Origin of the sequence: Bradyrhizobium sp. TM102, from assembly GCF_009176685.1 — a bacterium.
Classification (GTDB): Bacteria; Pseudomonadota; Alphaproteobacteria; order Rhizobiales; family Xanthobacteraceae; genus Bradyrhizobium; species Bradyrhizobium ottawaense.
The window spans coordinates 5,505,296-5,518,170 of the sequence record NZ_AP021855.1 but is presented as its reverse complement, the minus strand read 5'-3'; the positions used below and the strand labels follow the sequence as shown (position 1 = coordinate 5,518,170).

Sequence of the window (12,875 nt, the reverse complement as noted above, 5' to 3'; positions counted from 1 at the left end):
CTGCGGAGTTCTACTCCGCGGGGCCTTCGCTTGCTGCAGAGGCGCTTGCGCGAAAGCGTGTCATAGCCCAATCGGTGACCGCCGCGAGCGCAAAGCCGAAGCAGGCCGTGAGCGCGTCGACCAGAAAGTCCTCCAGCCGGGCGTGGCGTCCGGGTGCCCAAAATTGCATCAGCTCGAGCACGCCAATCAGGACGACCGCGGCTCCTGCGCCCGGCAGGCGCCGCCGCGGATAGGCGAGGCCGAAGGCCAGTCCCACCAGAATGAAGGCGAGCGCATGTTCGCCGTCCTGGCCGAGGTCGGAATGGGGCCGCAGGCCGGGGGGACCGAGGGTGGCGAAAGTAACGGCGGCCGCGAGCAGCCAGGCAAATGAACGTATCAAAATGGACATCCGGTTCGCTTAGCACAGATTGGCAGCGGACCGGTACAGTCCCTCCATCAGATCGCTGTGTAGTTAATGACAAAATGTTAAAGCGGCTCGCGTACGCCGAGCCCGTGCATGAAGCGTTCCCGGATTTGTACGGGATCACGCCTTGTGGTGCCGACGCCCGGCTTGTGGTCGATGCGGACCGCGATCAGGCTCGGCGCGGCGGCGGACATCGCCGCATCGACCAGGCGCTCGAAATCCTCCTCGTCCGCAGCCCAGGCGCTATTCGCAAGGCCGGAGCCTGCGGCGATGGCAACGATATCCGCGACGCTTGCCGCGGGTGTCGGCTGCGCGCCGGTAATTTGATAGATGCCGTTGTCCATCACGATCATGATGAGGTTCTTCGGCTTCAACGTCGCGATCGTCGAGAGCGCGCCGAGCTGCATCAAGAGCGAGCCGTCGCCTTCGAGCGCGAAGACGCGGCGGTCGGGCTGCGCGAGCGCCACGCCGAGCGCGATCGGGAAGGCGAGGCCCATGCTGCCCAGCATGTAGAAATTCTGCGGACGATGCCCGGCGGCCCAGAGGTCGAAATTGGTGTTGCCGATGCCGCCGATCACCGCTTCCTCGTGCTTGAGCTTTGCGATCAGGCGCGAGGTCACATCGAACCGGTTCATCACCTTGGTATTGCCAGTGTTCATGGTGGCGCTCACTTGTCGAAAACCTTGCCGCCGGTGAGCAGCGGGTTGAGGATCAGGGCCACCGGCGCCTGTGTCGTGACAGCCTGCTTGATCGAACGGTCGGCGATGAATTCGAGCTCGTCGAGCCGGGTAATGGTGTGGTGCTCCAGCGCCAGCGAATCCAGCACCGGACGCATGGTGCGGCAGACCAGCGACTGGCCGTAGTTGAACTCGCCGAGCGTGCCGCGCTCGGACACGAACATGATCAGCGGGATCTGGTAGGGCACCGCGAGCGAGGCGAGCACATTGGCGAGGGTGGCAAAGCCGGAGGTCTGCATCAGCACCGCGCCGCGCCGCCCACCCATCCAGGCGCCAGAGACGATGCCGACGGCTTCCTCCTCGCGGGCGGTGGCGAAGGTGGTGAAGAAGGGATCGGCATGCAGGTTCTTGATCAGGGGCGTCAGCACCCGGTCGGGCACGTAAGGGACGAGGCTGATCTCGTTCCGCTTCAGGGTCTGCAGGACGATGCCGTGCCAGCTCCCGTCGCTGGACGCCTGTCCCGCTTGCGTCTGCTGTTCCGCAATCGCCATTGCGTTCTCCCTTGGCGTATTTTCTTGGGCCGCGCATCTTCTTGGTTCTTTCCGTCGCGCGACCGGCCGAACTTGACGGAGCGGGCGGGATTGTCAACATGTCCGGGCCGCACCGTGATCTGCGCTGAACGGCCTGTCGTGGTCGGCACCGCCATGTCATAAGCGGCGACAACGAGAAAACGGGAGGGGGCACGGACGGGCGCGCATCGCGCCGACCTTGCGGATCTCCCTGGAGAGCCGGAAGGGTCCTGATGTCCGTCAACAATAAGCGCGTCTTCTACGTCAAATACCTGGCCAATCCGATCTATATCGACATCCTGAAGGCGCGGTCCGACGTCCGGCTCGATCGTATCGAGAACGAGAGCCCCGAAGATGTCTACGCGCCGATCCTGAGCGCGGCGCATGTCTACCAGATCGGCGCCGCCCGGGACGAGCTCGCCCCGCATTTCCACGTTGGCGCCGCCTTGCTGAAGCGCACGCCGAACCTGCTGCTGGTCTCCAGCAATGGTGCGGGCTTCGACCCTGTCGACGTCGAGGCCTGCACGGATGCGGGCGTGCTGGTCGTCAACCAGTCCGGCGGCAATGCCCATTCCGTCGCTGAGCACGCGCTGGCGATGATGCTGACCTTGTCCAAGCGCATCATCCAGTCCGATCGCCGCCTGCGCCGCGAGCGCGACGTCAACCGCAATGATCTGGTCGGCAACGAGGTCGAGCACAAGACCGTCGGCATCATCGGCCTCGGCAATGTCGGCCGTCGCATCGCCGCGCTGTGCAAGGGCCTGCTCGGCATGAAGGTGCTGGCCTACGACCCATATTTGTCGGCCGAAGTGATGGCCGAACGGGGCGGCGAGAAGGTCGAGCTCGACGAGCTGTTGCGCCGCGCCGATTTCGTCTCGATCTCCTGTCCGCTCGACAAGGGCAGCCGCAACATGATCAGCACGCGCGAGTTCGGGCTGATGCAGCCGCATGCGTATTTCATCACCACGGCGCGCGGCTTCATACATGACGAGGATGCGCTGCTCCAGGCCCTGCGCGACAAGCGCATCGCCGGTGCCGGCCTCGACGTCTGGTCCAAGGAGCCGCCGCCGCCGGAGCATCCGCTGCTCCAGTTCGACAACGTGCTGGCAAGCCCTCATACCGCGGGCGTCACGATCGAGGCGCGCCAGAACATGGGCCGGATCGCGGCCGAGCAGGTGCTGGACACGCTCGACGGCAAGCGCCCGCCACGCATCATCAATCCCGAGGTCTGGCCGCGTTATGCGGAGCGCTTCAAGCAGGCTTTTGGCGTGACGCCGGGGTAGGGGCGCGAAGGGTCAGCGCTCCGATCATTGGTTACCACGACGGAAAGGCAAAGCGCCGCATCTTATCGAGCGGGTAAGTGAACGCGTATCACTTGTCCTGTAGTTGAAAGCCCATGAGCATCTTCTCGATTGCGACATCCGGACTTTCCGCGGCGAGTTTGCGCGTGAACGTGGCCGCGAGCAACATCGCCAATGTTCGAACGACCGGCCCGCTGCCGACCTCGGGCGGGTCGAGCCCGTCGGCCGTTACAGGCAGTCCGGGCATTGCTCCGACGTTTCCCGCGGCTTACGTGCCATTGCGCGTCGATCAGGTCGACCAATCGAGCGGCTCGACGCCGGGCGGCACGACCGTGAAGGTGTCGACGGTATCGCCGAGCTATACCGCGCAATCAGACCCAAGCGCTTCCTTCGCAAACCAGGATGGGCTGGTCGCAGCGCCGAATGTCGATATCGCCAGCGAATTCGTTCAACTGGCGGCCGCCAAGTACAGCTTCATTGCCAATGCGAAAGTCATTCAGGCTTACGCGGAAACGACAGAGTCGCTTCTCGATATAACCACATGAGGCGGACTGCCGCCGGAATGGGCGGCGGGAACCTTGCCGGCCTTTGATCCGCGTCAAAATCTCCTTCCCCAGTTCGGCTTAAATGGGACTAGAGTGCGGCCGGGGCAGCAGGGAGGTCCCATGTCAACCTATGTCGTCAAGTTCATGAAGGATGTGCTCGGCGAGTACGGCCGGCAGAGCGAGATTTGCCAGGGTACGCTGGAAATCGACGCCTCCGACGAGGACGAGGCCAGGGAGCGGGCGAAGGCCAGGTTCTGCAAGGACCAGGCCCTGCATCACTGGTCGCTGCATGCCGACCGCATCCATGTGCGAGCGGCCGACTTTCCGTCTTGAGGTCTACCGGCCCGGCGCCGTGACGGGCGGGGGCGCCGTGGTCCCCGCGCCGAGCGATCGCTGCACCATGACAGTGTCAGACCAGCGGCCGTGGCGATAGGCCACGCCGCAAAGCAGGCCGGCGCGCGCGAAGCCGAACTTCTCGTGCAGCGCCAGCGAAGGCGCGTTGTCGGCGTCGATATAGCCGATCATCTGGCGGAAGCCGGCCGCCGCACAAGCATCGATCAATTCCTGCAGCAGCAACCGTCCGACGCCGCGGCCGAGTTGCTCGTGGTGGACGTAGATCGAATGCTTGGCCGTGTAGCGATAGGCCGGGCGCTTGCGGAACAGCACCGCATAGGCATAGCCGACCACCTCGCCGCGAAACGTTGCGACCAGATGCGGCAGGCGGGTCTGCTTGAGGTTCTTGCGCCGGTCGCGCAGATCGTCCGGCTCGGGCGCGCCGGTTCCCTCGATGTCGCGCGCCACGCCGTTGCGGACGTGATGGCGGTAGATCGCCAACATTGCCTCGACATCGCTGTCGCGTGACGGCCTGACCAGGACGGCTTCGTCGCTCGCGCGCGCAGCTGTTTCGTTCATTCTCACCTACTCGGCAACGACGTAAGTATAGAGCCCGATGCGCCCCTGGGCATCGATCTCCTTGTAGACGCCCTGGATCTCGACGTCGAAGCCCGGAAACGTGTTGAAGCAGGTTTCGAACATCTTGAGATAATCCACCATGGGCTTGGCCCGTTCCGTCAGCCGCTCGCCGGGCACGATGGTGGCGATGCCTGGCGGATAGACCACGAAGGGCGTGGTCGCGATGCGGCCAGCGATGGCCTCGATCGGCAGGTAGTCGACATCGTTCTTGAACAGATAGCGGGCAGCATCGCGAGGCGACATCGCGATCTCAGGCATGTGCTCGGGCATGAACTGCTTCGCCTGAAGCGCGCTGACGTCGGCGGTGCGGAAGAACCGGTGCATCTCGCCGCAGAGATCGCGTAAGCGCACGCCGGCATAGCGCGCCTGCCGCCGCTGGTAGAACTCCGGAATGACGTCGGACAGCAGCGCATTGTCATCGTGCAGCTTCTTGAAGGCGACCAGGCCGGAGATCAGCGTGCCGGCCTTGCTCGCCTCGACGCCGGGGGTGAGCAGGAAGAGCAGGGAGTTGAGGTCGTTCTTCTCGGGAACGATGCGGTTCTCGCGCAGATATTGCGCCACAACGGGGGCGGGGATGCCGTGCTCGGCATAGGCACCTGAGCGGTCGAAGCCGGGGGTGAGCAGCGTCAGCTTGTTCGGATCTGTCATGGCAAACCCCTCGGCCATGCCGGGGAAGCCGTGCCAGTTGGTATCGGGAGAGAGCTGCCACAGCGCGGGATTGGTGGCGAGCTCATCGGTCGAGAGGGTTTCCCAGGCGACGTTGTGGACGGTGCGGGGGCGGCCGACATCGGGAATGGCGACGCGGTCGGGAACGAAGGGTTCGAAGAACCAGCGCCGATCGGCGTTCTGCTCCTTCTCTTCGAACTCCCTCCGCATCGCGCGGATCTTCTTGCGCAGCTCGATGCCGAGGCGGATGGTGTCGTCCCACAGCACTTCGCCTGAGCGGCCCTTCATCATCTGGGCGCCGACGTCGAGCGAGGCGAACAGCGGATAGAAGGGTGACGTGGAGGCGTGCTGCATGAAGCTCTCGTTGAAGCGGCGGTGCTCGACGCGCCGCTTCTGACCGCGGATGTGGCGGTCCTTGATGTGGATCTGTGAGGCCTGCGAGAAGCTGGCAAGCTGCTTGTGGGTCGATTGCGTCGCGATGATGCCCGGTGCTTCCGGCGGAAGGTTCGCCAGCCCCATGGCGAAACGGCCGGCATAGAGCGGGTGGAATTTCATGAATCCGGCCCAGGCCTCGTCGAACAGGATGTACTCGCAGAGATGGCCGATGCGCTTCAGGATCATCTCGGCGCTGTGGATCGTCCCATCATAGGTGCACTGTTCGACCACGGCGACGCGGAACGGCCGCTCCTTGCGCCAAGCCTCCTTGTCCGTGACCAGCGGGTGATTGCGGATCGCCTCGCGCAAGGTTTTCTCGTCCAGCACGTCCCAGCGCATCGGTCCGATCAGGCCCCAGGCGTTGCGGATGGTCGGCACGTAAACCGGGACGCCGCCGTTGATCATCAGCGCGCCGTGATGGGCGGCCTTGTGATTGTTGCGGTCGAACAGCACGAGGTCGCCGTCGGTAACGAGGGCGCCGAGCGCGACCTTGTTCGAGGTCGAGGTGCCGTTGAGCACGAAATAGGTCTTCTCCGCGCCAAAAATCTGCGCGGCTTCCTTCTGCGCCTTCAGCGCCGGCCCTTCATGGGTGAGGAGGTCGCCGAGATCGAGCACGGAATTGTCGAGGTCGTCGCGGAACACGGATTCGCCGAGATGCTCGACGAAGACCCGGCCGATCGGGCTGCGGTTGTAGAATACGCCGCCATTATGCCCCGGGCAGGTCCAGAGCTGGTTGCCTTCCTCGGCATAGTCGACCAGGGCGCCGAAGAACGGCGTCTTCAGCGTTTCGGCATATTGTTTGAGCCGGCTGATCAGATTCTTGGCGATGAAGGTCGGCGTCTCCTCGGACAGGAAGACGTAGCCGTCGATGAAATCGAGCACCTCGACCGGCAGGTCCTCGAAGCGCTTGCGCCGGATCAGCAGGATAATCGGGAAATCGAGGCCGCGGCGGCGCATCAGGTTGATCAGCGCCGAGGTCTTGCCCTCCAGGCCCTTCTTGCCCCAGTCCACCACCATGCACCCGATCGCGGCATCGGTCTGCACCGCCATCTCGGCATCTTCTAGTTTGCGCGCCCGGACCACCTCGAAGCCGGAGCGCTGGATCTCCTCGATGATCTGGTTGAAGCGGACGCCTTCGAGATCGTCGGCGTCGAATACTGGTGCGGCGAACAGGAAGTTGAAGCGCTTGAAATAATCCATGGTCTGTCCCGAATGTGCGAGAAGCACAGCTCTCGGCACATTCGATGACAGTTCTATGACAGTGGAGCGGGATGGCCCCGGCTACCGCTTCGCTTCGCCGAACACCACGGTCGGCACCGCACGGTTGACGATGTCGCGTAGGGCAAAGCTCGATTGCACGCGTGCGACGCGCGGCAGGCGGGACAGCTCGGTGCGGTGGATGCGCTCGAAATCCTGAATGTCGCGTGCGAGCACGATCAGGATGTAGTCGTCGGTTCCCGACATCAGGAAGCAGCGCACGACGGAAGGGCATTTCACCACCTCGGCCTCGAACGCCTTCAATGCGTCGTCGCTCTGGCTCTCCAGCGCGATGCGAACCAGCACGGTGGTGGTGAGGCCGAACTGGGCCAGATCGAGTGCGGCCTGGTAGGCCTGGATGTAGCCCTCGTCCTCCAGTGCCTTCTGCCGCCGGGCCAGCGCCGTGCTGGAGAGCCCTACCTTGTTGGCAAGCTCGGTGTGGCTGGCACGTGCATTGGTCGTGAGTTCCGCGAGGATCGCGAGGTCTTTCCGGTCGAGGGCCAATGTTTCGTTTCCAGCGTGAAAGGGCGGCTTGGCGCCGAAAACCGGCGCGGGCCTGCCGAAACTAGCGGATATTTGCACGAAACCAAACCGGCCCCGTCGCTACGATGAGGAACCGAATCAAGGCGTTGGCAAAGGAGCCCAAAAGATGCGCGTCGGTGTGCCCAAGGAGATCAAGGTGCAGGAATATCGCGTCGGGCTCACCCCGGGCGCGGTCCGCGAATATGTCGCGGCCGGACACCAGGTCACGGTCGAGACCAGCGCCGGCGGCGGCATCGGCGCGCCCGACGAGGTGTATCGGCGGGCAGGGGCCACCATCGCCGAGAGCGCCCGCGATATCTTTGCCAAGTCCGACATGATCGTGAAGGTGAAGGAACCGCAGAAGAGCGAGTGGGTCCAGCTCCGAGAAGGCCAGATCCTGTTCACTTATCTTCATCTTGCGCCGGATCCGGAGCAGGCCAAGGGCCTGCTTGCCTCCGGCTGTACCGCGATCGCCTATGAAACCGTCACGGACGCGAACGGTCACCTCCCGCTGCTCGCCCCGATGAGCGAAGTCGCCGGCCGCCTCGCCATCGAGGCCGCCGGCGCCGCGCTCAAGCGCTCGGCAGGCGGCCGCGGCCTGCTGCTGGGCGGCGTGCCCGGCGTGCAGCCGGCGCGCGTCGTCGTGCTTGGCGGCGGCGTGGTCGGAACGCAGGCGGCGCGCATGGCCGCGGGCCTCGGTGCCGAAGTCACCGTGATCGACCGCTCGATCCCGCGCTTGCGCCAATTGGACGATCTTTTTGCCGGACGCGTGCGTACCCGCTTCTCGACCATCGAATCGGTCGAGGACGAGGTGTTCGCCGCCGACGTGGTGATCGGCGCGGTGCTGGTGCCGGGCGCCAGCGCCCCCAAGCTGGTCACGCGCGCGATGCTGAAATCGATGCGGCCGGGCGCCGTGCTGGTCGACGTCGCGATCGACCAGGGCGGCTGCTTCGAGACTTCGCACGCAACCACGCACAGCGACCCGACCTACGAGGTCGACGGCGTCGTGCACTATTGCGTCGCCAATATGCCGGGCGCGGTACCGGTGACGTCGAGCCAGGCGCTGAACAATGCGACGCTGCCGTTCGGCCTGATGCTCGCGAACAAGGGCTTTGCCGCGGTGCTGGAAAACCCGCATTTGCGCAACGGGCTGAACGTCCATCGCGGCCGCATCACCAACAAGGCGGTGGCGGAGAGCCTCGGGCTGGAGTTTGCGCCGGTGGAGACTGGGCTCGCGGCCTGAATAGGCCGTCATTGCGAGCGCAAGCGAAGCAATCCAGAATCCCTCCGCGGAAAGGGTCTGGATTGCTTCGCTGCGCTGGCAATGACGATGTGGGACAAGCTTCAGCCTGAGTTCGTCCCGACGAATGACCTCAAGCTTTCGTCAGCCTGTACTGCCCCAGATCCGGATCATGCGTCATGCGCCAATAGTCGACGAACCGCCACGGCATCGCGGAAAACACGCGGCCACTCGAATTGCGGTAGTAGGTGCTCATGCCCGGATGGGTCCAGATCATTGTCTCGTGCTCGGTGTCGACCTTTCGGACGTAGTCGTCGAGCACATCAGGGCGGACGTCGATGGCAGCGACGTCGTGCTCGATCATTTCGGCTAGGCAGGCGGCGATGTAGCGGCTCTGGCATTCCGACTGGAAGATCACGCTGCCGCCATGCGCAGGGCCGGAGTTGGGGCCGAGCATGCAGAAGAAGTTGGGGAAATCGGGCACGGTGAGGCCGAGGAACGCCGTCGGATTGTCGTTGGCCCAGGCCTGGCGCAAATTCTTGCCGTCGCGGCCGCTGATGTTGAGGCGGGCCGCCATCTCCGTCACCTTGAACCCGGTCGCGACCACGATGACATCGGCCGGGCGGTGCCTGCCGTCGGCGGTGACGATGCCGCCCCGATCGAAATGGTCGATCGCGTCGGTGACGAGTTCCACGTTCGGCCGCGTCAACGTCTTGAACCAGTTGTTGTCGAGCAGGATGCGCTTGCCGTAGGGCGGATAGGTCGGCACGCATTTTTCGATCAGGTCCGGCCGCCCCTGCAATTCCGACAGGATGAAGTCGGTCAACTCCTGGCGGTGCCGGTCGTTGCCCTTGTTGACGGCGCGCTCCGGATGCGGCCAGGCCGGGTCCTTGCGCAGGAACGGCAAGAGGCCGTCGCCATAGCGCCAGAACATGTTGAAGCGGTACCACTGCACATAGAACGGCAGATGCGCCAGCAGCCAGCGCGCGCCCTCGCTGATCGGATCGGCATAACCCTTCACCGGCCGCGCCCATTGCGCGCTGCGCTGATAGACGGCGACCGAGGCGACGCGGCCGGCGATCGACGGCACCAGCTGCATCGAGGTTGCGCCGGTGCCGATCACGGCGACATGCTTGCCGTCGAGATTGATATCGCTCGACCACAGCGCCGAATGCAGGATCGTTCCCTTGAAGTCCTCCTCGCCTTTGAAGCGGGCGCGGGAGGGATCGTTGAGCTGGCCGATGGCGGAGACCAGCGCGGTGGATTCGAAGGTCTCCTCGCCGGTCTCGGTCTTGAGCGTCGAGATCCAGCGCAGCTTGCCCTCGTCCCAGCGCGACGAGGTCAGCTCGGTGTTGACGCGCAGATGCTCGCGGATGCCGTATTCGTCGGCGACTTTCTGGAGATATCCGAGCAGCTCCTCGCGCCGGCAGAAATAGCGCGTCCAAGCATTCCCCGAGCCGAAGGAATAAGAATAGGAGTGGTTCGGCGTGTCGACGCCGCAGCCGGGATAGCGGTTGATCCACCAGGTGCCGCCGAGCTCGGCGTTCTTCTCGACGATGGTGTAGGGAATGCCGAGATGGCCGAGCGCCACGCCGAGCGCAATGGCGCAGACGCCAGCGCCGACGATCAGCACGTGCTGGTCGGCAAGCTTGTCGTCGGCAGGACGCTTGGTCCAACGTGCCTCGCGCGATACGAAGCCCATTTCCTCGCGCATCAGAGGGGCATATTCCGGCGCGACATTCTCGCCGAGACAGGCGCGCATCATCTTCAGCAGTAGCTCGTCGCCAGGGTCGGCGATGACAGGCTTCGGCGTACCATCGGCGAAGAGCTTCACCACGGCGGCGCGGATTTCGTCCTGGATCTCCTTGGGCACGCCGGCCTCGGGATCGGGGATGAGGCGGATGTCGCGCTTGGGCAAGTACGGCGCCGCGAGCCATTTCTCGTCGCCGGTCATATGCACCAGCACCATCAGGAGGCAGCGGATGTCGCCTTCCGCGATGGTCGAGGCGAGGTCGAGCGGCCTGTGCGGAGATTCGATGTTCATGGCGTGTCCTGGTCTCCGGAGGCGGTGAAGAGGCCGCGCGTCATCAGCTTGCGATAGGCGGAGATGACGTGCTCGGGCACGGCGGTGACGCCGCCGGCCGAGTAGGAGTAGCGGCGGCTGAGATAGCCGCGCGCGCCCATCAGCATGTGGACGATCGCCTCGAACTCGTCGTCGCTGAAATCCTCGATGCCGCCGGCAAGGCGCGCACGGCGGAGGATGCGGACATAGGCGACCGAGATGTTGTCGAGATGTTTCTGGTATCCGATGGGTGCGAAGAATTCGGCCTCGTTGAGGATGCGCAAAAATTCCGGCACCTCGCGGATGAAGTCGAAGAAGGCGGCGAAGCGCTCGATCTCCTGCCGCGCCGCATCCGCCGTGCCGGTGCGAGCGCGGATGAACTCGACCATGTCGAGGCCGATCTTCGGCAGCAGCTGGTCGAGCAGCTCCTGGCGGTTCTCGAAATGATTGTAGAAAGTGCCCTGCGCGACGCCGGCCTGTTCGGTGATGCGGGCGACGGAGGCTTCGGCATAGCCATGCTTGCCGACGACCTTGGTGGCGGCCTCGAAGATCTTCTGCTTGGTCCAGGCGTTGCGCTCGACGCGGTTGAGCTTTGTGATCTTCGCGGTGGCGGGGCCTTGCGTCATGCCACGGTCTCCAGTTCGGCGCGCAGCACGCGCTTGAGAATCTTTCCAGACGGGTTGCGCGGGAGGCTGTCGCGAATGATGAGCTCCTTCGGCACCTTGAAGCTCGCGAGCCGCGCGCGACAATGCTCGGTGAGGGCAGGGAGCTCGAGCCTGGCGCCCTCGGTCAGCACGACGATCGCGACCGGCCGTTCGCCCCAGCGCCGATCGCGCAGGCCGATCACCGCGACTTCGCGTACCTCGGGCAATTCATAGATGACGCGCTCGACCTCGGAAGAGGCGATGTTCTCGCCGCCGGAGATGATCATGTCCTTCTTGCGGTCGGTCAGATACAGAAAGCCATCCTCATCGAGATAGCCGACGTCGCCGCTGCGGAACCAGTCGCCGAAGAAGGCGGACGCCGTCTTCTCCGGATCCTTCCAGTAGCCGCGCGTGATCTTCGGTCCGCGCAAGCAGATCTCGCCGTTGACGTTCGCCGGCACGACCTTGCCGTCCTCGTCGCGGATCTCGATTTCGACATGGGCAATCGCACGCCCCGTCGAGCCGATCTTCTCGATCTCGCGGCCGGCCTCCATGAAGGTGTCGCCGCCGACGGTCTCGGTGAGGCCATAGGCATCGATGTAGCGCGCATTGCGGAAGAGTTGCGAGAAGGCGCGGATGCGCAGCTCCGGCGTCTTCTCGCCGCCGCCGATGGCCCATCGCAGGCTGGAGACGTCGTAGCGCTCACGCGTCGGGCAGGTGAGCATCGCGCTGGTCATCACGGGCGCGAACCATGCCGCGTTGAGCTTGTCCTCGGCGATCGCCGCGAGCGTCGTCTCCGGCTCGAAATTGCGTTCGATGCGGATGAAGCCGCCATGCCAGAGCACGGCGAGGCCGGGCAGGTCGAGCGCGCCGACGTGATAGAGCGGGCCGACGACGAGCAGTCGCGTCTCGGCGCTGAGCCCCAGCGCGATCGTCTGGTCCGCCGACTTCCAGTAGAAATTATCGTAAGAGAGCATCACGCCCTTGGGACGATCGGTCGTGCCCGAGGTATACATCAGCCGCATCAGGTCGGATGGCGCGCGACCATGCATCGGCGCGGGCGGCACATCGCCTGCGAGATGCGTCATGCTCTGCTGCGCGGCGTCGTCGAGCACGACAATCCCGGTGCCCGCGGCATTCGCAGCCAATTCCTCGTCGACGATCAGAAGCCGTGCGCCGGCATTGCCGGTGATGTAGCCGACCTCGTCGCGGGAGAGACGGAAGTTGATCGGCAAGAACACCGCGCCGAGATGGCTGGTGGCGAAGACCAGCTCCAGGAACGCCGCGCTGTTCTTCATCAGCACCGCCACGATGTCGCCGGCGCTGATGCCCTGCGCGGCGAGCCAGCCTGCCACCATTCGGACACGCGCATCGAGCGCCGCGTAGGAGATCTCCTCGCCGCGATATTTCAGCGCGGGCCGGTCCGGCGTGCGCCGGGCATGAAAGGCGATGAAGCTCGAAAGATTGATCATTTTGCGGATCTTGGGCCGGTCATCGGCCTCGCTTCCTCCCTCGATGAATTCTGACTCGTAATTCATCTTCGGCTTGACGTCACCCCCCACCCTCTGAAATCCTTGGGAGC

At 64.5% G+C, this 12,875-nt stretch carries 13 protein-coding genes; 4 read left to right on the top strand and 9 right to left on the bottom strand.

Going from position 1 to position 12,875, the window contains the following annotated elements; genetic code table 11:
- Positions 1-10: 10 nt before the first annotated feature.
- The 3 genes from GDN70_RS26305 to GDN70_RS26295 all read right to left on the bottom strand — a co-directional run bounded on the left by GDN70_RS26305 (position 11) and on the right by GDN70_RS26295 (position 1,631).
- Positions 11-388: a hypothetical protein gene (locus tag GDN70_RS26305; RefSeq protein ID WP_028142373.1), complete on the bottom strand. Its 378-nt coding sequence runs from the start codon at positions 386-388 to the stop codon at positions 11-13.
- A gap of 77 nt (positions 389-465) precedes the next feature.
- Entirely contained in the window at positions 466-1,062 is a 597-nt protein-coding gene (locus GDN70_RS26300; RefSeq protein ID WP_173015869.1) for a thiamine pyrophosphate-dependent enzyme, read from the bottom strand.
- A gap of 8 nt (positions 1,063-1,070) precedes the next feature.
- Positions 1,071-1,631, bottom strand: coding sequence for a thiamine pyrophosphate-binding protein (locus GDN70_RS26295; RefSeq protein WP_152103243.1), 561 nt, complete (start codon positions 1,629-1,631; stop codon positions 1,071-1,073).
- 251 nt (positions 1,632-1,882) lie between these two features.
- Here GDN70_RS26295 and GDN70_RS26290 point away from each other — a divergent pair, with 251 nt between their 5' ends.
- The 3 genes from GDN70_RS26290 (at position 1,883) to GDN70_RS35185 (ending at position 3,828) form a co-directional block, all read left to right on the top strand.
- Positions 1,883-2,932 (top strand): hydroxyacid dehydrogenase, encoded by a 1,050-nt coding sequence (locus tag GDN70_RS26290; RefSeq protein ID WP_152103242.1) that lies wholly within the window; start codon positions 1,883-1,885, stop codon positions 2,930-2,932.
- A 113-nt stretch (positions 2,933-3,045) separates the two neighbouring features.
- Positions 3,046-3,495, top strand: a complete 450-nt coding sequence (locus GDN70_RS26285) for a flagellar basal body rod protein FlgC (protein ID WP_152103241.1) — start codon at positions 3,046-3,048, stop codon at positions 3,493-3,495.
- 120 nt (positions 3,496-3,615) lie between these two features.
- Positions 3,616-3,828, top strand: a complete 213-nt coding sequence (locus GDN70_RS35185) for a hypothetical protein (RefSeq protein ID WP_018315882.1) — start codon at positions 3,616-3,618, stop codon at positions 3,826-3,828.
- 3 nt (positions 3,829-3,831) lie between these two features.
- Here GDN70_RS35185 and GDN70_RS26275 read toward each other — a convergent pair whose 3' ends face one another.
- The 3 genes from GDN70_RS26275 to GDN70_RS26265 all read right to left on the bottom strand — a co-directional run bounded on the left by GDN70_RS26275 (position 3,832) and on the right by GDN70_RS26265 (position 7,329).
- Positions 3,832-4,407 (bottom strand): GNAT family N-acetyltransferase, encoded by a 576-nt coding sequence (locus tag GDN70_RS26275; RefSeq protein WP_028142378.1) that lies wholly within the window; start codon positions 4,405-4,407, stop codon positions 3,832-3,834.
- A 6-nt stretch (positions 4,408-4,413) separates the two neighbouring features.
- Entirely contained in the window at positions 4,414-6,768 is a 2,355-nt protein-coding gene (locus tag GDN70_RS26270; RefSeq protein ID WP_152103240.1) for an Orn/Lys/Arg decarboxylase N-terminal domain-containing protein, read from the bottom strand.
- 81 nt (positions 6,769-6,849) lie between these two features.
- Positions 6,850-7,329 (bottom strand): Lrp/AsnC family transcriptional regulator, encoded by a 480-nt coding sequence (locus tag GDN70_RS26265; RefSeq protein ID WP_028142380.1) that lies wholly within the window; start codon positions 7,327-7,329, stop codon positions 6,850-6,852.
- 145 nt (positions 7,330-7,474) lie between these two features.
- Here GDN70_RS26265 and ald point away from each other — a divergent pair, with 145 nt between their 5' ends.
- Complete coding sequence (gene ald, locus GDN70_RS26260) at positions 7,475-8,590, top strand: alanine dehydrogenase (RefSeq protein ID WP_038970577.1); 1,116 nt, start codon at positions 7,475-7,477, stop codon at positions 8,588-8,590.
- 130 nt (positions 8,591-8,720) lie between these two features.
- Here ald and GDN70_RS26255 read toward each other — a convergent pair whose 3' ends face one another.
- Genes GDN70_RS26255 through GDN70_RS26245 form a run of 3 tightly spaced genes read right to left on the bottom strand, consistent with a single transcriptional unit; the run spans position 8,721 to position 12,765 of the window.
- A complete protein-coding gene (locus GDN70_RS26255) occupies positions 8,721-10,631 on the bottom strand; it encodes an NAD(P)/FAD-dependent oxidoreductase (protein WP_038947135.1) in 1,911 nt (636 codons plus the stop codon).
- The gene (locus GDN70_RS26250; RefSeq protein WP_028142383.1) at positions 10,628-11,275 is read right to left on the bottom strand and encodes a TetR/AcrR family transcriptional regulator; all 648 of its coding nucleotides are present in this window, start codon (positions 11,273-11,275) and stop codon (positions 10,628-10,630) included. Before GDN70_RS26250 ends, GDN70_RS26255 begins: the two co-directional genes overlap by 4 nt.
- Positions 11,272-12,765 (bottom strand): AMP-binding protein, encoded by a 1,494-nt coding sequence (locus tag GDN70_RS26245; protein ID WP_152103745.1) that lies wholly within the window; start codon positions 12,763-12,765, stop codon positions 11,272-11,274. The genes GDN70_RS26250 and GDN70_RS26245 overlap by 4 nt, the downstream gene beginning before the upstream one ends.
- Positions 12,766-12,875: the final 110 nt, after the last annotated feature.